The organism is Franconibacter helveticus LMG 23732 (genome assembly GCF_000463115.2).
Classification (GTDB): Bacteria; Pseudomonadota; Gammaproteobacteria; order Enterobacterales; family Enterobacteriaceae; genus Franconibacter; species Franconibacter helveticus.
Window position 1 is genome coordinate 117,350 of sequence record NZ_AWFX01000011.1, and the last position, 23,373, is coordinate 140,722.

Genomic DNA, 23,373 nt, shown 5'->3' on the forward strand with positions numbered 1-23,373 from the left:
AAAATTCGTCAGGCAGGCTGTTTTGCAATTGATTCATCACCTCGATTTGAATTAATATGCAAATAAATTGACTGTTTATTCCCTGGAGGACGTTTTGATTAAGTCAGCGCTGTTGGTTCTGGAAGACGGGACCCAATTTTACGGTCGGGCCATTGGGGCATCAGGTTCGGCGGTTGGGGAAGTCGTTTTCAATACTTCAATGACCGGTTATCAAGAAATCCTCACTGATCCTTCCTACTCCCGCCAGATTGTCACTCTTACTTATCCCCATATCGGTAATGTCGGCACTAACGAAGCCGACGCAGAATCCTCTCAGGTGCATGCCCAGGGGCTTGTGATTCGCGACCTGCCGCTGATTGCCAGCAACTACCGCAACACCGAGGATCTTTCTTCTTACCTTAAGCGCCATAACATCGTGGCGATTGCCGATATCGATACCCGTAAGCTGACCCGCCTGCTGCGTGAAAAAGGCGCGCAGAACGGCTGCATCATCGCAGGCGATAATCTCGACGCCCGCCTGGCGCTGGAAAAAGCAAAAGGGTTCCCGGGGCTGAATGGTATGGACCTGGCGAAAGAAGTCAGCACGGCTGAACCTTACAGCTGGACGCAGGGAAGCTGGACGCTTTCAGGCGAGCTACCGGAAGCGAAGAAAGAAGAAGAACTCCCGTATCACGTGGTGGCTTACGACTACGGCGTGAAGCGCAACATTTTGCGCATGCTGGTTGACCGCGGCTGTCGTTTGACCGTCGTGCCGGCGAAAACCTCTGCGGAAGAGGTGCTGAAAATGAAACCGGACGGCGTATTCCTTTCGAATGGCCCGGGCGACCCGGCGCCGTGCGACTACGCCATCGAAGCGATTGAGCATTTCCTGCAAACCGAGCTGCCGGTATTCGGCATCTGCCTCGGCCACCAGCTGCTGGCGCTGGCAAGCGGCGCGAAAACCGTGAAGATGAAGTTCGGCCATCACGGCGGCAACCACCCGGTAAAAGATATCGACAACAACCGCGTTATGATAACGGCCCAGAACCACGGCTTCGCTGTAGATGAAGCTACGCTGCCCGCTAACCTGCGCGTGACGCACAAATCGCTGTTCGACGGTACGCTACAGGGCATTCACCGCACCGACAAACCCGCTTTCAGCTTCCAGGGCCACCCGGAAGCGAGCCCGGGTCCGCATGATGCCGCGCCGCTGTTTGACCATTTCATTGACTTAATTGCGCACTACCGTAAGACCGCCAAATAATCAGGAGAAAATGAAACATGCCAAAACGTACAGACATTAAAAGCATCCTGATTCTTGGCGCAGGCCCGATTGTTATCGGCCAGGCCTGTGAATTCGACTATTCCGGCGCCCAGGCGTGTAAAGCGCTGCGCGAAGAGGGGTACCGCGTCATTCTGGTGAACTCCAACCCGGCGACCATTATGACCGACCCGGAAATGGCGGATGCAACCTACATTGAGCCGATCCACTGGGAAGTGGTGCGTAAGATTATCGAAAAAGAACGCCCGGACGCGGTGCTGCCGACCATGGGCGGCCAGACGGCGCTTAACTGCGCGCTGGAGCTGGAGCGTCAGGGCGTGCTGGAAGAGTTCGGCGTGACCATGATTGGCGCCACCGCCGATGCGATTGATAAAGCCGAAGACCGTCGCCGTTTCGACGTGGCAATGAAGAAAATCGGTCTGGAAACCGCACGCTCGGGTATCGCCCACAATATGGAAGAAGCGCTGGCGGTTGCGGCTGATGTCGGCTATCCGTGCATCATCCGTCCGTCCTTCACCATGGGCGGCACCGGCGGCGGCATTGCTTATAACCGCGAAGAGTTTGAAGAAATTTGTGCTCGCGGCCTCGATCTTTCTCCGACCAAAGAGCTGCTGATTGACGAATCGCTTATCGGCTGGAAAGAGTACGAGATGGAAGTGGTGCGCGATAAGAACGACAACTGCATCATCGTCTGTTCTATCGAAAACTTCGACGCGATGGGCATTCACACCGGCGACTCCATCACCGTAGCCCCCGCTCAGACGCTGACCGATAAGGAATACCAGATCATGCGTAACGCCTCGATGGCGGTGCTGCGTGAGATAGGCGTAGAGACCGGCGGCTCCAACGTGCAGTTTGCGGTAAACCCGAAAAACGGTCGCCTGATTGTCATTGAGATGAACCCGCGCGTGTCGCGCTCTTCGGCGCTGGCTTCCAAAGCCACGGGCTTCCCGATCGCCAAAGTGGCGGCGAAGCTGGCGGTGGGCTACACCCTCGACGAACTGATGAACGACATCACCGGCGGGCGTACGCCAGCTTCGTTCGAACCCTCTATCGACTACGTCGTGACAAAAATCCCGCGCTTTAACTTTGAAAAATTTGCGGGCGCTAACGACCGTCTGACCACTCAGATGAAATCGGTCGGCGAGGTCATGGCGATTGGTCGCACCCAGCAGGAGTCCATGCAGAAAGCGCTGCGCGGCCTGGAAGTGGGCGCAACAGGCTTCGACCCGAAAGTGAGCCTGGATGACCCGGAAGCGCTGACCAAAATTCGCCGCGAGCTGAAAGACGCAGGCGCCGAGCGTATCTGGTACATCGCCGACGCCTTCCGCGCCGGGTTGTCTGTAGACGGCGTCTTTAACCTGACTAACATTGACCGTTGGTTCCTGGTGCAGATTGAAGAGCTGGTGCGTCTTGAAGAGAAAGTCGCAGAGGTGGGTATCAACGGGCTGGACGCCGATTTCCTGCGCATGCTTAAGCGCAAAGGCTTTGCCGACGCGCGTCTTGCTAAGCTTGCCGGCGTTCGCGAAGCGGAAATCTGTAAACTGCGCGAGCAGTATAATTTGCACCCGGTCTACAAGCGTGTGGATACCTGCGCGGCGGAGTTCGCTACCGACACCGCTTATATGTACTCCACTTATGAAGATGAGTGCGAAGCCAACCCGAACCAGGATCGTGAAAAAATCATGGTGCTGGGCGGCGGACCGAACCGTATCGGCCAGGGCATTGAATTTGACTACTGCTGCGTTCACGCCTCGCTTGCGCTGCGCGAAGACGGTTACGAAACCATCATGGTCAACTGCAACCCGGAAACCGTTTCTACCGACTATGACACCTCCGATCGCCTCTACTTCGAACCGGTAACGCTGGAAGATGTGCTGGAGATTGTGCGTATCGAGAAACCCAAAGGCGTGATCGTGCAGTACGGCGGACAGACCCCGCTCAAGCTGGCGCGTGCGCTTGAAGCGGCAGGCGTGCCGGTGATTGGCACCAGCCCGGACGCGATTGACCGTGCGGAAGACCGCGAGCGTTTCCAGCAGGCGGTGGATCGCCTGAAGCTGAAACAGCCGGCTAACGCCACCGTGACCGCAATCGAGCAGGCCGTTGAAAAAGCAAAAGAGATTGGCTACCCGCTGGTCGTGCGTCCTTCTTATGTACTGGGCGGCCGCGCGATGGAAATCGTGTATGACGAAGCGGACCTGCGTCGCTACTTCATGACCGCCGTCAGCGTTTCTAACGATGCGCCGGTACTGCTCGACCGTTTCCTGGACGACGCGGTTGAAGTTGACGTCGACGCTATCTGCGATGGCGAAACCGTGCTGATTGGCGGCATCATGGAGCACATTGAGCAGGCAGGCGTCCACTCAGGTGACTCCGCCTGTTCGCTGCCGGCTTACACGCTGAGCCAGGAAATCCAGGATGTGATGCGCCAGCAGGTGCAGAAGCTGGCTTTCGAATTGCAGGTTCGCGGTCTGATGAACGTACAGTTTGCGGTGAAAGATAACGAGGTTTACCTGATTGAGGTGAACCCGCGCGCCGCACGTACCGTACCGTTCGTTTCTAAAGCCACCGGCGTGCCGCTGGCAAAAGTGGCGGCGCGTGTCATGGCAGGCAAAACGCTGAGCGAGCAGGGCGTCACCAAAGAGATCATCCCGCCGTACTACTCGGTGAAAGAAGTGGTGCTGCCGTTTAACAAGTTCCCGGGCGTCGACCCGCTTCTGGGGCCTGAAATGCGCTCTACCGGTGAAGTTATGGGCGTGGGCCGCACTTTCGCGGAAGCGTTCGCCAAAGCGCAGCTCGGCAGCAACTCCACCATGAAGAAGAAAGGCCGCGCGCTGCTCTCCGTTCGTGAAGGAGATAAAGAACGCGTAGTGGATCTGGCGGCGAAACTGCTGAAATATGGCTTTGAACTCGACGCCACCCACGGCACGGCGATTGTGCTGGGCGAAGCGGGCATTAACCCGCGTCTGGTAAACAAAGTGCATGAAGGCCGTCCGCACATTCAGGACCGCATCAAGAATGGCGAATACACTTACATCATCAATACCACCGCAGGACGCCAGGCGATTGAGGATTCCAAGCTGATTCGCCGCAGCGCGCTGCAATACAAAGTGCATTACGACACTACGCTGAACGGCGGCTTCGCTACCGCGATGGCGCTGAACGCCGATGCCACTGAGAAAGTGACCTCCGTTCAGGAGATGCACGCGCAAATCACGAAGTAACAGCTTCACTCTCTCTGCAAGCCCGCTTATAAAGCGGGCTTTTTTATTTCCCCCTACCTGATATGGCGGGTTTATGTCCGGGCAACCTGATATCCCGCTAAACTTGCTCGGGTTCAGAGGCATAGCCGACTTAAGGAGAACATTTTGCAACGTGCATGGGTAGCCGTTACGCTGGCGCTGACTTTATCGGGCTGCGCGGAATTCTCTTCCTCGGTAACAAATAGTATCGATGCGATGGGGATGACGCCGGATTACGCGAAGGGCATTAAAGAAGATTTACAGCCAAAAAAACTTGAAGCGCCTTCGGTCACCGTGACCGATAACGTCCCGGAAGGAAAACTAACGGAGCGTTATGACAATGGCCGTAAAAAGTTTGAAACCGTGGTGAAAAACCGTTGTTTCGATGAATACCTTGATATTTATTACCCGGACGGCAAGCTTCGCACGCACACGCCGTTAGTGAACTGTAAAGCGCAGGGCGTGTCGCAAGGCTATTCGCCGCAAGGTAAGTTAAAAACGGAGATCACCTATAAAGAAGGTCTGGCAGACGGCAAAGCGACGACATATGACGATAACGGTAAGGTGCTGAAAACCGTAACGTATAAAGCGGGTTATCCGGCGAGCGGCGCGTAAATAACTGACAGGGCAGCGTAGGAGTCTTCTGTTTCTGATTTTCTGCTTCGCTTGCGAAGCTATAGTTACAGAACTATCGCAGCAAACAAACGGGAGATAACTATGCAAGTTAAACATCTTGCCGCCCCTTTTCTGGCCGCCTCCGCCTTGCTTTTTATCAGCGGCTGCTCTTCTAACCAGGCGGTGAAAACCACCGATGGCCACACCATTGTTACCGATGGCAAACCGCAGGTGGATGACGATACCGGCCTGGTATCGTATGAAAATGCCGAAACGGGCAAAACTGAACAGATTAACCGCGATCAGGTTAAGTCGATGAACGAGCTGGATAACTAAGCCTCATCTCTTAATTTCAGCAGTGGCTTGCCCACTGCTGTTCCGCGCATCGAAAAAGCCCTGCATATTGTCCCTGTAAGCGAAACGTCAATCCGTCTACACTCAGGGGATTAACCGTGCCCGCAAGACAGGCGACCTCATGATTTTGATTATTTATGCACATCCCTACCCGAACCACTCCCACGCCAACCGGCATATGCTTGAACAGATAAGCGCTTTGCCGGATGTGGAAGTGCGCTCGCTTTATGCGCTTTATCCCGATTTCAATATCGATATTGTCGCCGAACAGGAAGCATTAAGCCGGGCGGAGTTAATCATCTGGCAACATCCGATGCAGTGGTACAGCGTGCCGCCGCTCTTTAAGCTCTGGATAGACAAGGTGCTGACGCACGGCTGGGCTTATGGTCATGGCGGCACGGCGCTGCATGGCAAAAGCGTGCTCTGGGCCGTAACCACCGGCGGCGATGCGCATCATTTTGATCTGGGCGACCATCCGGGTTTCGACGCGCTGGCCCAGCCGTTACAGGCTACTGCGCTCTATTGCGGGCTGCAATGGCTGCCGCCTTTTACGCTGCACGGCGCCTTTGTCTGCGACGATGAAACCCTGGAAGGCCAGGCGCGACATTATAAACAACGGTTAATGGAATGGCAGGAGACGCACCGTGGATAGTCATACTCTGATTCAGGCGCTGATTTATCTTGGCTCCGCAGCGCTGATAGTGCCGCTGGCGGTGCGGCTCGGGCTTGGCTCGGTGCTGGGCTATCTGATTGCAGGCTGTATTATCGGCCCCTGGGGCCTGCGGCTCGTGACCGACGCCGAGTCTATCCTTCACTTCGCCGAAATCGGCGTGGTGTTAATGCTGTTTGTCATCGGGCTGGAGCTGGATCCGCGCCGTCTCTGGACGCTGCGCGCTTCGGTGTTTGGCGGCGGAGCGTTGCAGATGGTCGCCTGCGGTTTGCTGCTTGGGCTGTTCTGCATGGCGCTGGGTCTGCGCTGGCAGGTAGCCGTGCTGATTGGCCTGACGCTTGCGCTCTCTTCTACAGCGATTGCGATGCAGGCGATGAATGAGCGCAACCTGACGGTTTCGCAAATGGGGCGTAGCGCTTTTGCGGTGCTGCTGTTTCAGGATATCGCTGCGATCCCGCTGGTGGCGATGATACCGCTGCTGGCCGCCAGCGGCGCGGCCACAACGCTTGGCGCTTTTACGCTTTCGGCGCTGAAAGTGGTGGCGGCGCTGGCCGCTGTGGTGCTGATAGGGCGTTACGTTGCGCGTCCGGCGCTGCGCTTCGTGGCGCGCTCTGGCCTGCGGGAAGTCTTCAGCGCCGTCGCATTATTTCTGGTATTTGGCTTTGGCCTGCTGCTGGAAGAGGCCGGGCTGTCCATGGCGATGGGGGCGTTTCTGGCAGGCGTTCTGCTGGCGAGTTCCGAGTACCGGCATGCGCTGGAAAGCGATATCGAGCCGTTTAAGGGGTTGCTGCTCGGCCTCTTTTTTATCGGCGTCGGCATGTCTGTCGACTTCGGTACGCTGGTGGCGAACCCGCTACGGGTAATTATCCTGCTGGTAGGCTTCCTGGCGATTAAAACGGCAACGCTGTGGGTAGTGGCGAAACCGCTAAAAGTGCCGGGCAAGCAGCGCCGCTGGTTTGCCGTGCTGTTAGGGCAGGGGAGCGAATTCGCCTTTGTAATTTTCGGCGCGGCGCAAACGGCGCAGGTGCTTGATCCGGAGTGGGCTAAATCGCTGACGCTTGCGGTCGCGCTTTCTATGGCTGCGACGCCGGTATTGCTGGTGCTACTGACACGGCTTGAGAAAGCTGCCCCTGCGCAGTCGCGCGAAGCGGATGAAATTGACGAGGAACAGCCGCGGGTGATTATCGCAGGCTTCGGGCGTTTCGGGCAGATTGCCGGACGTTTGCTGCTTTCAAGCGGCGTAAAAATGGTGGTGCTCGACCACGATCCCGATCACATCGAAACCCTGCGTAAGTTCGGCATGAAGGTCTTCTATGGCGACGCCACGCGGGTGGATCTGCTGGAGTCGGCAGGCGTGGCGAAAGCCGAGGTGTTAATCAACGCCATTGACGACCCGCAAACTAACCTGCAACTTACGGAACTCGTGCAGGCGCATTTTCCCCATGTGCGTATTATCGCTCGCGCCCGCGATGTCGATCATTACATCCGGCTGCGCCAGGCGGGCGTTGAACAGCCGGAACGTGAAACTTTCGAAGGCGCGCTGAAAGTGGGCCGCCTGGCGCTGGAAGGGTTAGGCATCGGCGCGTATGAAGCGCGCGAGAGAGCCGATGTCTTTCGCCATTATAATAAGCAAATGGTGGAAGAGATGGCGGATGGCGATAACGACACCGCCGCTCGCGCCGCGACGTTCCGGCGCACCAGCGCGATGCTGACCGAGATAATCAGCGAAGACCGGGCGCATCAGTCGATAGTTCAGCGCCACGGCTGGCAGGGAACGCAGGAAGGAAAACATACCGGTAACGAGGCGGATGAACCTGAAGTGAAGCCGCAGGTCTGATAAAAAGCGCCCCGTAAGGGGCGTTTTTATTAGCTCAGGGCAACTTTAATCCCAAGCGCCAGCAGCATGCCGCCGAGCAGCTTATCAATAATTTTCTGCGCTCTGGTTAATGCGCGACGCACCGGATCGCTCTGGATCAGCACCACCAGCAGCGGCCACCAGACCACCGTCAGGCCAACAATAATGCCCGCGTACCAGAGCTTTTCGCCTAAACCGGAGTTCACGTTCAGGACCTGGGTGAACATCGCCAGGAAAAAGAGGGTCGCTTTGGGGTTAAGTAGGTTGCACAGATAACCCTGTAAAAATGCTTTTTTCAGCGAAACCTGTTCACGCGCGACGTCGCTGACAGAAATTTTACTGCCGCCGCGGGAAAGCAGCGCCTGTACGCCAAGCCAGATAAGATAAGCGGCGCCCGCATATTTCAACAGACCAAACAGCCAGGGCGTTGTGGTGATAACCACGGCGATGCCGGCCACACAGTAGGTCATATGGGTCACCACGCCGCAAATTACGCCCGCCGCGGTAGTGAGCGCGGCAGTGCGGTGATAGCGTGCGGCGTTTTTAATCACCAGAAAAAAATCGGGGCCGGGGGAGAGCATCCCCAGCGCGGCAATCGTCGCGACAAATAAGGTGGTTTCAAGCATACCGGTATCTCACTCTAAAACGTGGGCAGAACTATAGCGTAAAAAGTTGTCAAAAAGATCGCGCAAGCAGCCCGTAAATTTCGCCTTCTGCGATTATGTTGTTAACCGTGGCGTAAGTGGATAGTCCTCCGTCCAGCCAGGGTTGTGGAAGATCCGGCAGAACGGAAAATTTTACCGATCGCTTACGTTGCGTTAGTCGACTAAGGAATGCGCTTTACGTATAGTGGCGGCAATTTTTTTACCATCCAGGAATTAACCAATGATCAATCTGATTGCAGCGTTAGCTGTGGATCGCGTTATTGGCATGGAAAACGCCATGCCGTGGAATTTGCCAGCCGATCTCGCCTGGTTTAAGCGTACAACGCTGAACAAACCGGTCATTATGGGCCGCCTGACCTGGGAGTCTATCGGTCGCCCTTTGCCCGGTCGTAAAAATATCGTTCTCAGCAGCAAAGCCGGTGATGACGATCGCGTCGTCTGGGTCAGTTCAGTGGAAGAGGCGCTGAAAGCCTGTGAAGATGCGCAGGAGATCATGGTGATCGGCGGCGGGCGCGTTTATGAGCAGTTCCTGCCGAAAGCGCAGCGTCTTTATCTCACTCACATTGATGCGGAAGTGGAAGGCGATACTCATTTCCCGGATTATGAGCCCGATGAATGGCAGTCTGTGTTCAGCGAATTTCATGACGCAGACGAACAGAATTCGCACAGCTACTGCTTTGAAATTCTGGAGCGCCGATAAGCGGCGCACCTGAGCCTCGCATTCGGCGGCCCTCGCCTGAGGGCGCCGACGCGCATTACGACGCGACTGCCGTTTCGCCTTCGTCCAGATCAAGCTGGCGATTCGAAGGCTGGGTAAAGTAAGTTTTATCTTCCCAGCGCAGGCAGGTCAGCGTTCCTCCCCAGCAACAGCCCGTGTCCAGCCCGTAGATATGCTCCGGCGTGCCTTTGCCTTCAAGTGATGCCCAGTGCCCAAAAACAATGGCGTAGTTTTGCGATACCGGCCCCGGGATCGCAAACCAGGGTTTTAGCGGCGCAGGCGCGTTTTCCGGCGTGTCTTTGCAAAACATATCAAGCTGGCCGTTCGGGAAGCAGTAGCGCATCCGCGTCAATGCATTGGTAATGAAACGCAGGCGCGCCAGGCCGGTGAGATCCGTTGACCAGTTGTTTGGCATATCGCCATACATGGCGTCGAGAAAGAGCGGATAGCTGTCGCTTGAAAGCACCGCTTCCACATCGCGGGCGCACTCTATAGCGGTTTGCAGGTCCCACTGGGGCGTAATGCCAGCATGCGCCATCACCAGCTTTTTCTCTTCATCCACCTGTAATAGCGGCTGGCGACGCAGCCAGTTAATGAGCTCGTCAGCGTCTGGCGCTTCCAGCAGGGGGGTAATACGGTCTTTCGGTTTATTACGGCTGATGCCGGCGTAGACCGCCAGCAGATGCAAATCGTGATTGCCCAGCACCACGCGCACCGCATCGCCAAGCGAGCGGACATAGCGCAGCACCTCCAGCGAACCGGGGCCGCGCGCCACCAGATCGCCTGTCAGCCACAGCGTATCTTTGCCGGGAGTAAATTCGACATGCTTTAGCAGGGCGACCAGTTCATCGTAGCAACCGTGAACGTCGCCTATCAGGTATGTTGACATCGTATCAGTGAATTAATGTAGGTAGGGCCAGCCGGAAAACCGGGATGGCGATGCGAAAGCGGGCGCCCTGTTCATCGACCATTTCATAATGGCCTTCCATAGTGCCGAACGGCGTTTCTATCACCGCGCCGCTGGTGTACTGGTATTCGCCGCCAGGCGCGATATGGGGTTGTTCGCCAACGACCCCTTCACCCTGAACTTCTGTCTCGCGTCCATTACCGTTAGTGATAAGCCAGTAACGGCTCAGCAACTGCACGGGAGTTCGCCCCAGGTTGCGGATAGTGACGGTATAGGCAAAGACGAAACGCTCTTCGTCCGGCGAGGACTGGGATTCGATATAAACGCTTTGCACCTGAACACAAACACGGGGCGAATCTAACATGGCTTAGCTCTCCTTCGAGGGCAGATTGTCGGCTAAATAGTTAGCCATTTGACAATATTGCGCCACAGAAATGTTTTCTGCACGCAGGGCAGGATCTACCCCAAGCGATGTCAGCACTTCCGGGCTAAAGAGGTTGCCGAGGCTGTTGCGAATGGTTTTACGGCGCTGGTTAAACGCCTCTGTCGTCAGACGGCTCAGCAAACGCAAATCTTTCACCGGGTGCGGCAACTGCGCATGCGGCACAAGACGCACCACGGCGGAATCAACTTTCGGCGGCGGCGCAAACGCCGTCGGCGGCACTTCCAGCACCGGGATTATCTGGCAGTAATATTGCGCCATCACGCTTAAGCGACCATACGCTTTACTGTTCGGCCCTGCAACCAGTCGGTTTACCACCTCTTTTTGCAGCATAAAATGCATATCGGCAATCGAATCAGTATAGCTAAACAGGTGAAACATCAGCGGAGTGGAGATGTTATACGGCAGGTTGCCGAACACGCGCAGCGGCTGGCCGAGCGTTGCGGAAAGTTCGCTGAAGTTCATGGTCATTGCGTCCTGCTGATAAATCGTCAGCTTAGGCGCAAGGAAAGGGTGCGTTTGCAGACGGGCGGCAAGGTCGCGGTCCAGCTCGATTACCGTGAGCTTGTCCAGCCGCTCGCCGACAGGTTCAGTCAGCGCGCCGAGACCGGGGCCGATTTCCACCATCGCCTGGCCTTTTTGCGGATTGATGGCGGAGACGATGCTGTCGATAACGAACTGGTCGTTAAGAAAGTTTTGCCCGAAGCGTTTGCGGGCTAAATGGCCCTGGTGGACTCGATTATTCATTGATTCTTACTGTTTAAAATCATCTGGATGGCGAGATTAATCGCCGTAATAAAACTGCCGACACTGGCGGTGCCCTGGCCCGCGAGTTCAAGCGCGGTGCCGTGGTCGACCGACGTGCGAATAAAGGGCAGGCCAAGCGTGATATTCACCGCGCGGCCAAAGCCCTGGTATTTTAGCACGGGCAGGCCCTGATCGTGGTACATCGCCAGCACGGCGTCAGCATGCTCAAGATATTTCGGCTGGAACAGCGTATCGGCAGGCAGCGGACCGGTAAGGTTCATGCCGCGCGTACGCATCTCTTCAAGCACCGGAATTATCGTATCAATTTCCTCAGTGCCCATATGACCGCCTTCGCCCGCATGGGGGTTCAGGCCGCAAACCAGCACATGCGGTTGCGCGATGCCGAATTTGCTTTGCAGATCCTTATACAGAGTGGCGATGATATGCCGCAGCAGATCCGCAGTAATAGCCTGCGGAATGGCTTTTAGCGGCAGATGCGTGGTGGCAAGCGCTACGCGTAGCGATTCAGTCGCCAGCATCATCACCACTTTTTCGCTGTGCGAACGCTCTTCAAAAAACTCTGTGTGACCAATAAAAGGTATGCCTGCATCGTTGATGATGCCCTTATGCACGGGACCCGTTATCAGCGCGCCGAATTCGCCGCTCAGACAGCCGTCGCAGGCGCGCGCCAGCGTCTCTACCACATAGTCAGCATTACGCACATCGAGTACGCCCGGGGTTACCGGCGCACGCAGCTCAACGGGCAGTATAGTGAGCGTGCCTGCCCGTTGGGCGATGGCTGGCGAACCGGGCTTAAAAGGCAGAAGCGTCAGCGGCAGGCCCAGCAGGGCGGCGCGTTCGGTTAACAGTTCAGGGGAGGCGCAGACGACCAGTTCTGCGGGCCAGTCACGGCTTGCCAGCGCGATGACCAGGTCGGGCCCAATCCCGGCGGGTTCGCCGGGAGTGAGGATAACACGGGGAGTGTTTGCCATTAGTTGCTCAGAATTTTGACATAGGCGCTGGCGCGCTGTTCCTGCATCCAGGTTGCCGCTTCTTCAGAGAATTTACGGTTAAACAACATGCGATAGGCGCGCTCTTTCTGCGCGGCGTCGGTCTTGTCGACGTTGCGCGTATCCATCAGCTCAATCAAGTGCCAGCCGAAAGAAGAGTGCACCGGGGCGCTTAACTGGCCGCGTTGTAAACGCGTTAGCGCATCACGGAATGCCGGATCGTAAGCTTCGGGAGAGGCCCAACCCAGATCGCCGCCCTGGTTTGCTGAACCCGGATCCTGAGAAAAGGCTTTCGCCGCGTCGGCAAAGGAGGTTTTACCGCTCCTGATATCCGCCGCGATCTCTTCAAGCTTCAGGCGCGCCTGCTGATCGGTCATGATCGGCGAAGGCTTAAGCAGGATGTGGCGGGCGTGCACTTCAGTCACAGAAATGCTCTGAGACTGACCGCGCAGATCGTTCACTTTCAGGATATGGAAGCCAACGCCGGAACGGACAGGCCCAACGATATCGCCTTTCTTCGCCGTGCTTAACGCCTGAGCGAAAATAGACGGCAGTTCCTGAATGCGTCCCCAGCCCATCTGGCCGCCTTTAAGCGCTTGCTGATCGGCGGAATAGGTAATGGCGAGCTTGCCGAAATCACCGCCGTTGCGGGCTTCATCAACAATGGATCGCGCCTGCGCTTCCGCTTCGTTCACCTGGTCGGAAGTGGGGTTTTCCGGCAGCGGAATTAAAATGTGGCTCAGGTTTAATTCCGTGCTGGCGTCATTCTGGCTGCCCACTTGCTTCGCCAGCGTATCCACTTCCTGCGGCAGGATCGTGACGCGACGGCGTACTTCATTATTACGCACTTCAGAGATGATCATCTCTTTGCGGATCTGGTTACGATACGTGCTGTAGTTGATGCCGTCATAAGCCAGACGGCTGCGCATCTGATCCAGCGTCATGTTGTTTTGTTTGGCGATGTTGGCAATAGCCTGATCAAGCTGCTGATCGGTGATATTGACTCCCATCTTTTGCCCCATTTGCAGGATTATCTGATCTGTGATCAGACGCTCCAGAATCTGATGGCGCAACGTGCTGTTATCAGGAAGTTGCTGCCCCGCCTGATTTGCATTGAGCTTTACTGATTGCATCAGACCATCGACATCGCTTTCCAGTACCACGCCGTTATTCACGACGGCTGCAACTTTATCGACAACCTGCGGCGCAGCGAAGCTGGTATTCACGACTAAAGTGATACCAAGAAGCAGCGTTTTCCAGTTCTTCATACCTTTTCCATTTCGATTAACCGCAAAGCGGATTACGTTTAATTCAGTGCATTACAGCGAGCTTTGGTACGGCAGAATGTTGGAGCGCAACATCTGCTGTGTGCCGAGGCCGTAGTTAGAACTCAGGCCGCGCAGTTCGATGTTAAAGCCGAACACTTCGTCATACTTGCTCTGATCTTTTTCCCAACCGTTAATTTTCCGCTCGTAACCGACGCGGATGGCATAGCAGCAGGAGTTATATTGCACGCCCAGCATCTGGTCGGCGGCTTTGTTGGCATTGGTGTCGTAGTAATACGCGCCCACGACCGACCAGCGATCCACCACAGGCCAGCTTGCCGTCACGCCGACCTGGTTAATGCCGTCTTTAAACTGCTCGGTGGTTGAGTAGTAAGAAGGCAGCGTCGCCTGGATATACTGCGGACTGGCGTAGCGGTAATTCAGTTGCAGCATCCGGTCTTGATCGCGGCGGTATTCAATCGCCCCGTTGCCGGTCGCGACGTTATTCAGGCGCGCGTCATACTGCACGCCGCCGCGCAGGCCCCACCTGTCGCTGATGCGCCAGTAGGTATCTCCCGCCCATACCATGGAGCCGGTGTCTTTGTCTTTCTCCCAGTTGATGTTGTCATCACCGGTACGGGACTCGGTGAAATAGTAGATTTGACCTACAGAAATGTTAAAACGTTCAACGGCCTTATCATCATAAACGCGGGATGTGACGCCGGTCGTCATCTGGTTGGCCGAGGCAATACGGTCCAGGCCGCCGTAAGTACGGTCACGGAACAGGCCGGAATAGTCAGACTGCAACAGCGAGGAGTCGTAGTTATTGATGGTGCTCTGGTCGCGATAGGGCACATAAAGATATTGCGCGCGCGGCTCCAGCGTTTGCGTATAGCCTTCAGCCAGCGCGCTGAAATCACGCTCAAAGACCATCTTGCCGTCGATTTTAAACTGCGGCAGTACGCGGTTAACGGAGTCTTCAAGGTTATTCGCCGCGGCATTATTACCACCAAGATAATTGCGATAACGCTCCAGATTATCCTGCTGATAGTGGGTCGCCATCAGCTTGGCTTCCGTGTTGATGCTGCCCCAGTTGTTTGACAACGGCAGGTTAATCGTGGGTTCCAGATGCAGGCGCGTCGCTTCCGGATAGTTGTCGTTCACGTTAGTGAACTTGACCGCCTGCGCGTAAAGACGCGTATCAAACGGCCCTACGTCATTCTGGTAGAAGTTAACGTCCAGCTGTGGCAACGAACGGTAGGTATTACCAAAATCATTAAATACCTGGAAGTCTCGCGCGGAAACTGTCGCGTCAAAGTTTTCTATCGCGTAGCCGAGACTGAAAAATTGCGTCGCGTAGCCATCGGTACTGGAGCCATATTTAGAGCTGAAGTCATTGAAGTAACGATCGTCACTGACTTTGGTGTAGTCCACATTAAAGCGCCACACCTGATCCAGCACCCCGTTATGCTGCCAGTAGAACAGCCAGCGGTGTTCGTTATCGTCTGTGCGGGCGGTGTCGTCGCGGTAGACATCATCCGAAGGCAGGTAGTCGAACTCCATTAAACCCATGCCCGCCTGCGTCAGATAGCGGAATTCGTTCTGCCACTGCACGTTGCCGCGTTTTTCAATGTAGTGCGGTGTAATGGTGGCGTCGAAGTTAGGCGCGATGTTCCAGTAGTAGGGCAGGGTAAACTCAAACCCGTTATTGGTGCCGTACTTCGCATTCGGAATAAGGAAGCCGGAACGGCGCTTATCGCCGATCGGCAATTGCAGGTATGGGCTATAAAACACTGGCACCGGGCCGAGCTTAAAGCGGGCGTTCCAGATCTCCGCAACCTGTTCTTCCCGGTCGTGGATAACTTCGCTGCCCACCACGCTCCAGGTATTGGTGCCCGGCAGACAAGAGGTAAAGGTGCCGTTTTCCAGAATGGTATAGCGGTTTTCGCCGCGCTGCTTCATGAGATCGGCGGTGCCGCGGCCCTGCCGGCCTACCATCTGGTAGTCGCCTTTCCAGACGTTGGTGTCTTTGGTGTTTAAATTCGACCAGGCTTTCGGACCTTTCAGGATGACCTGGTTGTCGTCGTAGTGCACATTACCCAGTGCGTCGACCGTACGCACCGGATCCGCCTGGCCTTCTACCTGTTTTTGATGCAGCTGGACTTCGTCAGCCTGAAGGCGACCATTCCCCTGCGCAATATCGACATTGCCGCTGAAAACCGCGTCGTCAGGATAGTTTCCTTTAGCGCTGTCAGCATTAATTGTCACAGGCAATTGATTGGTGTCGCCTTGAACAAGAGGGCGGTTATAGCTGGGCACGCCGAGCATACACTGCGAAGCGAGATCGGCAGCCATCCCTTGTTGGCTATAGAGGGCTGTGCCAATCATCGTGGCCAGCAAGGTGGGAATACGTTTTTTCATACGTGTTATTCGTTGTTCCGTCATCATTGGCTTGGCGCCGGCAAACGGTCAGAGACTAACTTACTCATCACCACAGCGCTAGTGTTAATCCTGCCCGCTTTCGAGCCTCTCTGTTAGGCACGGCTTAGAATGACGGGTATGATAAAGCAAATTCTAGCCGACGGCATGACGATTTGGGGAGTATATGCAGTATTGGGGAAAAGTGGTTGGCGTGGCAGTGGCGCTGCTAATGAATGGCGGGATATGGGGCGTCATTCTTGGCCTTATCGTAGGCCATCTTTTTGATAAAGCGCGTAGTCGTCGTAACGTCTGGTTTGCCAGCCAGCGGGATCGTCAGTCGCTCTTTTTCAGCACGACCTTTGAGGTGATGGGGCATTTGACCAAATCCAAGGGCCGCGTGACCGAGGCGGACATTCAGATCGCAACGATATTAATGGACCGGATGAACCTGCATGGCGAATCACGCCGGGCGGCGCAAAACGCCTTTCGCATCGGTAAAGAGAATGGCTATCCGCTGCGCGATAAAATGCGTCAGCTCAGAAGCGTCTGTTTTGGCCGTTTCGACCTGATTCAGATGTTTCTGGAAATCCAGATCCAGGCGGCTTTTGCTGACGGCACGCTGCACCCGAACGAGCGCGAAGTGCTTTATGTCATTGCAGAAGAGCTTGGCATTTCGCGAATGCAGTTCGATCAGTTCATGCGCATGATGCAGGGAGGCGCGCAGTTTAACGGCGGCTACCAGCAACAGTCGCAGCAAAACGGCGGCTGGCAGCAGGCGCAGCGCGGGCCTACGCTGGAGGATGCCTGTAATGTGCTGGGCGTGAAACCGACCGACGATATCACCACGATTAAGCGCGCCTATCGCAAGCTGATGAGCGAGCATCACCCGGATAAGCTCGTGGCGAAAGGGCTGCCGCCTGAAATGATGCAAATGGCTAAGCAAAAGGCGCAGGAAATCCAGAAAGCGTACGATCTGATTAAAACTGCGAAGGGCGTTAAGTAACGGTTCCAGGACGCGCTTTAGCGTTAAATCGGTGGGATGACGGCTTGTTTATTTTTCAGGAATTAACGCTGTCAGAAGGTGGGTAAGCAAAGCGTTACCCACCTTTTACAACACGGCGTCAGAAATCCGCAGGCGCGCGGAAGGTCATGGAAGAGCCGTAGGCGGGGTGAGTGATGGTCAGCGTTTCCGCATGCAGCAGCAGGCGGTCCGCGCGGGCGAACGCCTCCGGCGTGGCGTAAAATTTATCGCCGAGGATCGGGTGACCCAGCGCCATCATATGTACGCGCAGCTGGTGAGAACGCCCGGTTATCGGTTTCAACAGCACGCGGGCGGTGTTATCCGCCGCATACTCCAGCACTTCATATTCCGTTTGCGCCGCTTTTCCGGTTTCATGACAGACTTTCTGTTTTGGCCGGTTCGGCCAGTCGCAAATCAGCGGTAAATCCACCAACCCTTCTTCGTTTGCCGGGTGGCCCCACACTCGCGCGACATACTGCTTTTTCGGTTCGCGCTCGCGAAACTGCCGCTTAAGCTCGCGCTCCGCCGCTTTGGTGAGGGCAACCACAAGCACTCCGCTGGTTGCCATATCCAGACGATGCACGGATTCCGCCCGTGGGAAGTCGCGCTGAATGCGCGTCATCACGCTGTCTTTATGCTCTTCGAGCCGGCCCGGCACGGAGAGCAGGCCGCTCGGTTTGTTGACCACCATGATATGGTCATCCTGATAAAGGATGACCAGCCAGGGTTCCTGCGGCGGATGATAAAATTCCAGCATCGTCCGGCTCCGGTTATTGATGCGTCACGACGATAAGACGCAGCGCGTCCAGACGCCAGCTCGCCTCATTAAGGCTCTCCAGCACCTGCTGGCGGTTGGTCTCAATAGCGCTCAGCTCGTCATCGCGAATGTTCGGGTTAACCGCGCGCAGCGCTTCCAGACGGGACAGCTCAGCAGACAGTTTTTCATCCGCTTCGTCGCGCGCCGCAGCAATCAGCGCCTGCGCCGCTTTCTCTACCTGACCTTCCGCCAGTTGCAAAATGGCATGCACATCCTGCTGAACGGCGTTAACCAGTTTGCTGCCGGTATGGCGGTTTACGGCGCTTAGCTGGCGGTTAAAGCTTTCAAACTCTACCTGTGAAGCGAGGTTAGTGCCGTTTTTATCCATCAGCATGCGCACCGGCGTCGGCGGCAGGAAACGGTTAAGCTGTAACTGCTTCGGCGCTTTAGCCTCAACCACATACATCAGCTCAACCAGCAGCGTGCCGACGGGCAGCGCTTTGTTCTTCAGCAGTGAAATAGCGCTGCTGCCCGTATCGCCGGAGAGGATAAGATCCAGGCCGTTGCGAATAAGCGGGTGCTCCCAGGTAATGAACTGCGCATCTTCGCGGGAAAGGGCCACGTCGCGGTTGAAGGTGATGGTGCAGCCATCTTCCGGCAGACCGGGGAAATCCGGCACCAGCATATGGTCGGACGGCGTCAGCACAATCATGTGCTCGCCGCGGTCGTCCTGGTTGATGCCGATAATATCAAACAGGTTCATGGCGAAATTCACCAGCCCGGTGTCGTTATCCTGCCCGGCGATCTCGTCCGCCAGACGCTGCGCTTTTTCACCGCCGTTGGAGTGGATTTCCAGCAGGCGGTCGCGGCCTTGCTCCAGTTGCGCTTTCAGCGCTTCATGTTGTTCGCGGCAAGCTTTAATGAGTTCATCAAAACCTTCTGTGTTTTCCGGCGCGGCGAGATAGCCAATCAGCTGCTCATAGACGCTGTCGTAAATGGCGCGCCCGGTCGGGCAGGTGTGCTCGAATGCATCCAGCCCTTCGTGATACCAGCGCACCAGAACCGACTGCGAGGTTTTTTCCAGGTAAGGCACATGGATCTGGATGTCATGCATCTGGCCGATACGATCCAGACGGCCGATACGCTGTTCAAGCAGGTCCGGGTTAAACGGCAGGTCGAACATCACCAGCTGGCTGGCGAACTGGAAGTTGCGGCCTTCAGAACCAATTTCCGAGCAGAGTAACACCTGCGCGCCGGTATCTTCTTCAGCAAACCACGCGGCGGCGCGGTCGCGCTCGATAATCGACATGCCTTCGTGGAACACGGCGGCGCGAATGCCTTCACGCTCGCGCAGCACCTGCTCAAGCTGTAAAGCCGTTGCGGCTTTGGCGCAAATAACCAGCACTTTCTGCGAGCGATGGCTGGTGAGGTAGCCCATCAGCCATTCCACGCGCGGGTCGAAGTTCCACCAGGTGCCGGTGTCGCCTTCAAACTCCTGATAAATTTGCTCCGGGTAAAGCATATCGCGGGCGCGATCTTCCACCGGTTTGCGGGCGCCCATAATGCCAGACACTTTGATCGCCGTTTGATACTGGGTCGGCAGCGGCAGCTTGATGGTGTGCAGCTCACGCTTCGGAAAGCCTTTTACGCCGTTACGGGTATTACGGAACAGCACGCGGCTGGTGCCGTGGCGGTCCATCAGCATGTCGATAAGCTCGTGGCGCGCCTCTTCTGCGCCGTCGCGGTCGCTGTTGGCGGTTTGCAGCAGCGGCTCAATATCCTGTTCGCCAATCAGTTCGCTCAACATATTGAGCTCTTCATTGCTCAGTTTGTTGCCGGCAAGCAGCAAGGCCACGGCATCGGCCACCGGACGGTAGTTTTTCTGCTCTTCGACAAACTGGGCGAAGTCGTGAAAGCGGTTCGGATCAAGCAGGCGCAGGCGGGCGAAATGGCTTTCCATTCCCAGCTGTTCCGGCGTAGCGGTGAGCAGCAGTACGCCCGGCACCTGTTCCGCCAGCTGTTCAATCGCCTGGTACTCGCGGCTCGGCGCGCCTTCGCTCCAGACCAGGTGATGCGCTTCGTCCACCACCAGCAGATCCCACTGCGCTTCGCACAGATGCTCCAGGCGTTGCTTGTTGCGGCGTACAAAATCAAGCGAACAGATAACCAGCTGTTCCGTATCGAACGGGTTGTCGGATTCATGCTGCGCTTCGGTATAGCGTTCGTCGTCAAACAGAGCAAAGCGCAGGTTAAAGCGGCGCAGCATTTCTACCAGCCACTGGTGTTGCAGCGTTTCAGGCACCACGATCAGCACGCGTTCAGCGGCGCCGGAGAGCAATTGCTGATGAATGATCATGCCCGCTTCGATGGTTTTACCCAGGCCCACTTCGTCTGCCAGCAAAACGCGCGGCGCATGGCGGCGGCCCACGTCGTGGGCAATATTAAGCTGGTGAGGGATCAGGTTGGTGCGCTGGCCGCGCAGGCCGCTCCACGGCATGCGGTACTGCTCGCTCTGGTATTTGCGGGCGCGATAGCGCAGGGCAAAGCGATCCATACGATCAAGCTGGCCGGCGAACAGGCGATCCTGCGGCTTGCTGAACACCAGTTTGCTGTCGAGCAGTACTTCGCGCAGCATGACGTCCGCTTCCTGGGTATCCAGACGAGTGCCGATATAGGCCAGAAGGCCGTTCTCTTCCTTTACTTCATCCACTTTCAACTGCCAGCCTTCGTGGCTAGTCACGGTGTCGCCCGGGTTAAACATAACGCGGGTGATAGGGGAGTCATTTCGGGCATACAGACGATTTTCACCGGTAGCCGGGAAAAGCAGGGTAACCATGCGGGCGTCGATCGCCACCACGGTGCCCAGTCCCAGTTCGCTTTCCGTATCGCTGATCCAGCGTTGACCAAGTGTAAAAGGCATATATCGGCTCTATTCTCGTTACAAATTTGCAGGCAATAGTATGACTCCCGCCTGCGAGGAGGCGGGGGGTCGGGATTGGGTACAGTTTTGGAAAGGGCGCTATGGTACTGGATGGCAACGCGTTCGTCACCTGTCAAAATAGCCCTAACTGACCCGTCATGAGTGTAGCAAAGTCATCTTCAAGGAAAGGCAAAATGCCGTCCGCTACGGGCTGAAGCTGTTTTTCCAGATAGTGGTCGTAATCAAGCGGCGAACGTTGATAATCGACCGGCTCCGGGCCGCTGGTGGTCCAGACATATTTAATCGTGCCGCGGTTTTGATACTGCGCCGGACGCCCACGCTTAAGGTTTTCTTCATCGGCAAGCCTTGCGGCGCGCACATGCGGCGGCACGTTACGCTGATACTCAGCCAGCGGGCGGCGCAGCCGTTTACGGTAGACCAGCTGCTCATCCAGCTCGCCGGCCATCAGCTTCGCAATCGTGTCACGTACGAAATCCTGATAAGGCTCGTTGCGGAAAATTCGCAGGTATAAGCTTTGCTGAAACTGTTGGGCAAGCGGCGTCCAGTCGGTGCGCACTGTCTCCAGCCCCTTAAAAACCATGCGCTGGCTTTCGCCTTCCTGTATCAACCCGGCGTAGCGTTTTTTGCTGCCCAGCTCCGCGCCGCGAATGGTCGGCATGAGAAAGCGGCAAAAATGCGTCTCGAATTCCAGTTCCAGCGCGCTGGTTACCCCCATTGACGCATGCAGATGGCTTTTCCACCAGGCATTAACATGCTCTACCAGCTGCTGGCCGATACGCGCCGCTTCTGCTTCGCTGTGCGGCGTTTTAAGCCAGACGAAGGTGGAATCCGTATCGCCATAAATGACTTCATAGCCTTGCGTTTCTATCAGTTCGCGGGTCTGGCGCATAATTTCATGGCCGCGCAGGGTAATAGAAGAGGCGAGCCGCGGGTCGAAGAAGCGGCAGGCGCTGGTGCCAAGGACGCCGTAAAAGGCGTTCATGATGATTTTCAGCGCCTGGGAGAGGGGTTTGTTGCCCTGACGCTTCGCCGCTTCGCGCCCCTGCCAGATTTGCGTCACAATCTCCGGCAGGCAGTGCGTTTCCCGTGAAAAAAAGGCGCCGAGAAACCCTTCCACGCTCGCCTGCGCATCGGGGCGGGCCATGCCTTCCGCAAGCCCCACCGGGTCGATTAAAAAGGTGCGGATAATGGACGGGTAAAGGCTTTTGTAATCCAGCACCAGCACCGAGTCATACAAGCCCGGGCGAGAGTCCATGACGTAACCGCCAGGGCTCGCCTGCGGCGGCACATCGCCATGATTCGGGGCGACATAGCCTGCGCGATGCATGCGCGGGAAATAGAGATGGCTGAAGGCGGCCACCGAGCCGCCGTGGCGGTCGGCTGGCAGGCCGTTCACCGTGGCGCGCTCCAGTAAAAAAGGCATCAGCTCGGTTTTCTGGAAGATGCGCGTCACCAGCTCGCAATCTTTCAGGTTATAGGTGGCAAGCGCCGGTTTATCTTCGGCGAAGCGGCGGTTAATTTCCGCCATGCGGTGCCACGGGTCGTCTATCGCCTTGCCTTCGCCAAGCAATTCTTGTGAAACGGATTCCAGCGAAAAAGAAGAAAAGTTCCAGAAAGCGGATTTCAGCGCGTCGATGCCGTCGATAATCAGCCGTCCTGCGGCCTGAGCAAAGAAAACGCCGTTTTTGTAACCGTGCTCGCGCCATTCAAGCTCGCTGTTGCCGCGCCCAAGGCGCAGCGGCACGCCGTAACGCTCGGCATGTTTTTGCAGCATGCGCAGATCAAACTGCACCACGTTCCAGCCTATTAATACGTCGGGATCGTGCTGCGCAAACCAGGCGTTAAGTTTTTCAAGCAGCTGCGCACGGCCCGCCACATATTCCAGCTGAAAATCCAGGGCGCTGGCGTCGCCGTTTTCCGGCCCCAGCATGTAGACCACGCGCTGGCCGCACCCCTCAAGCCCGATGCAGTAAAGCTCGCCGTGGCGGTTAGTTTCAATATCCAGCGACACCCACTTCAGCGGCGGGCGATAGTGCGGGCTGGGTTTCAGGCGAGCGTTAATTAACATCCCGCCCTGCGGTTCGCCGCTTACCCAGACCGGCGCGGTAATAAAACGCTCCATTAAAAAGCGCTCCGGCGGGCGCACGTCGGCTTCATAAAGCGTCACGCCGTTTTCCCGAAGCAGCTTTTCGAGCCGCATCAACTGGCGGTGAGAACGGCAGTAAAGGCCGCAAACGGGCTGGCGATGAAAATCTTTAAGAGTCAGCGGCGCAAGGCGCGCATCGCTTTCGTTGGCCAGCAGTCGCTGCGCCTGGGGGCGCTGGGATTCAGGAATAAACGCCACGGACTCCTGCGGCGGCAGGCGAACCTTCAGCGGGCCGTCGTCGGTCGCCAGCCAGAACTCCACTTCCGTACCCTGCGTGCTATCCCGCCAGTGGCGGGTCAATATAAAACCCTGACGCGCTTCAGACACACCGCTTTC

General features: G+C 56.4%; 18 protein-coding genes. 8 read left to right on the plus strand and 10 right to left on the minus strand.

Features of this window, described 5'->3' with window-relative positions; genetic code table 11:
- The first annotated feature begins 94 nt into the window (after positions 1-94).
- The 6 genes from carA (at position 95) to kefC (ending at position 7,979) form a co-directional block, all read left to right on the plus strand.
- Positions 95-1,243: a glutamine-hydrolyzing carbamoyl-phosphate synthase small subunit gene (gene carA / locus DW56_RS04670; RefSeq protein ID WP_029697229.1), complete on the plus strand. Its 1,149-nt coding sequence runs from the start codon at positions 95-97 to the stop codon at positions 1,241-1,243.
- A gap of 17 nt (positions 1,244-1,260) precedes the next feature.
- Entirely contained in the window at positions 1,261-4,485 is a 3,225-nt protein-coding gene (gene carB, locus DW56_RS04675; RefSeq protein ID WP_024551195.1) for a carbamoyl-phosphate synthase large subunit, read from the plus strand.
- 144 nt (positions 4,486-4,629) lie between these two features.
- The gene (locus DW56_RS04680) at positions 4,630-5,118 is read left to right on the plus strand and encodes a toxin-antitoxin system YwqK family antitoxin (protein WP_024551194.1); all 489 of its coding nucleotides are present in this window, start codon (positions 4,630-4,632) and stop codon (positions 5,116-5,118) included.
- Between the two features lie 102 nt (positions 5,119-5,220).
- Entirely contained in the window at positions 5,221-5,454 is a 234-nt protein-coding gene (locus tag DW56_RS04685) for a YgdI/YgdR family lipoprotein (RefSeq protein WP_024551193.1), read from the plus strand.
- A 139-nt stretch (positions 5,455-5,593) separates the two neighbouring features.
- A complete protein-coding gene (gene kefF, locus DW56_RS04690) occupies positions 5,594-6,124 on the plus strand; it encodes a glutathione-regulated potassium-efflux system oxidoreductase KefF (RefSeq protein WP_024551192.1) in 531 nt (176 codons plus the stop codon).
- Positions 6,117-7,979 (plus strand): glutathione-regulated potassium-efflux system protein KefC, encoded by a 1,863-nt coding sequence (gene kefC / locus DW56_RS04695; RefSeq protein ID WP_024561982.1) that lies wholly within the window; start codon positions 6,117-6,119, stop codon positions 7,977-7,979. The genes kefF and kefC overlap by 8 nt, the downstream gene beginning before the upstream one ends.
- A gap of 29 nt (positions 7,980-8,008) precedes the next feature.
- Here kefC and DW56_RS04700 read toward each other — a convergent pair whose 3' ends face one another.
- Entirely contained in the window at positions 8,009-8,623 is a 615-nt protein-coding gene (locus DW56_RS04700; RefSeq protein ID WP_024553810.1) for a LysE family transporter, read from the minus strand.
- Positions 8,624-8,882: 259 nt separating this feature from the next.
- On the opposite strand from DW56_RS04700, the gene folA reads away from it, so the two are divergent.
- Positions 8,883-9,362 carry a type 3 dihydrofolate reductase gene (gene folA / locus DW56_RS04705; RefSeq protein ID WP_024553809.1) on the plus strand — a complete coding sequence of 160 codons (480 nt, stop codon included), beginning with the start codon at positions 8,883-8,885 and terminating at the stop codon, positions 9,360-9,362.
- A gap of 55 nt (positions 9,363-9,417) precedes the next feature.
- Here folA and apaH read toward each other — a convergent pair whose 3' ends face one another.
- From apaH to lptD, 6 genes are read right to left on the minus strand one after another with little or no spacing between them, the layout of a single operon-like run.
- Complete coding sequence (apaH, locus tag DW56_RS04710; protein WP_024553808.1) at positions 9,418-10,269, minus strand: bis(5'-nucleosyl)-tetraphosphatase (symmetrical) ApaH; 852 nt, start codon at positions 10,267-10,269, stop codon at positions 9,418-9,420.
- Positions 10,270-10,273: 4 nt separating this feature from the next.
- On the minus strand, positions 10,274-10,651 hold the full coding sequence (apaG, locus tag DW56_RS04715; protein WP_024553807.1) for a Co2+/Mg2+ efflux protein ApaG: 378 nt from the start codon (positions 10,649-10,651) through the stop codon (positions 10,274-10,276).
- 3 nt (positions 10,652-10,654) lie between these two features.
- Entirely contained in the window at positions 10,655-11,476 is an 822-nt protein-coding gene (gene rsmA, locus DW56_RS04720; RefSeq protein WP_024553806.1) for a 16S rRNA (adenine(1518)-N(6)/adenine(1519)-N(6))-dimethyltransferase RsmA, read from the minus strand.
- A complete protein-coding gene (gene pdxA / locus DW56_RS04725; protein ID WP_024553805.1) occupies positions 11,473-12,468 on the minus strand; it encodes a 4-hydroxythreonine-4-phosphate dehydrogenase PdxA in 996 nt (331 codons plus the stop codon). Before pdxA ends, rsmA begins: the two co-directional genes overlap by 4 nt.
- Entirely contained in the window at positions 12,468-13,754 is a 1,287-nt protein-coding gene (gene surA / locus DW56_RS04730; RefSeq protein WP_024553804.1) for a peptidylprolyl isomerase SurA, read from the minus strand. Before surA ends, pdxA begins: the two co-directional genes overlap by 1 nt.
- A gap of 51 nt (positions 13,755-13,805) precedes the next feature.
- Positions 13,806-16,172, minus strand: coding sequence for an LPS assembly protein LptD (lptD, locus tag DW56_RS04735; RefSeq protein WP_024553803.1), 2,367 nt, complete (start codon positions 16,170-16,172; stop codon positions 13,806-13,808).
- A 184-nt stretch (positions 16,173-16,356) separates the two neighbouring features.
- Between lptD and djlA the strand changes: the two genes are divergently transcribed.
- Positions 16,357-17,175 carry a co-chaperone DjlA gene (gene djlA, locus DW56_RS04740; protein ID WP_024553802.1) on the plus strand — a complete coding sequence of 273 codons (819 nt, stop codon included), beginning with the start codon at positions 16,357-16,359 and terminating at the stop codon, positions 17,173-17,175.
- A 118-nt stretch (positions 17,176-17,293) separates the two neighbouring features.
- Here the strand turns inward: djlA and rluA are convergent, their stop codons facing one another.
- The 3 genes from rluA to polB form a co-directional block, all read right to left on the minus strand.
- On the minus strand, positions 17,294-17,950 hold the full coding sequence (gene rluA / locus DW56_RS04745; RefSeq protein WP_029697231.1) for a bifunctional tRNA pseudouridine(32) synthase/23S rRNA pseudouridine(746) synthase RluA: 657 nt from the start codon (positions 17,948-17,950) through the stop codon (positions 17,294-17,296).
- Between the two features lie 13 nt (positions 17,951-17,963).
- Positions 17,964-20,870 carry an RNA polymerase-associated protein RapA gene (gene rapA, locus DW56_RS04750; RefSeq protein ID WP_024553800.1) on the minus strand — a complete coding sequence of 969 codons (2,907 nt, stop codon included), beginning with the start codon at positions 20,868-20,870 and terminating at the stop codon, positions 17,964-17,966.
- A gap of 133 nt (positions 20,871-21,003) precedes the next feature.
- Positions 21,004-23,364 (minus strand): DNA polymerase II, encoded by a 2,361-nt coding sequence (gene polB / locus DW56_RS04755; protein ID WP_024553799.1) that lies wholly within the window; start codon positions 23,362-23,364, stop codon positions 21,004-21,006.
- Positions 23,365-23,373: the final 9 nt, after the last annotated feature.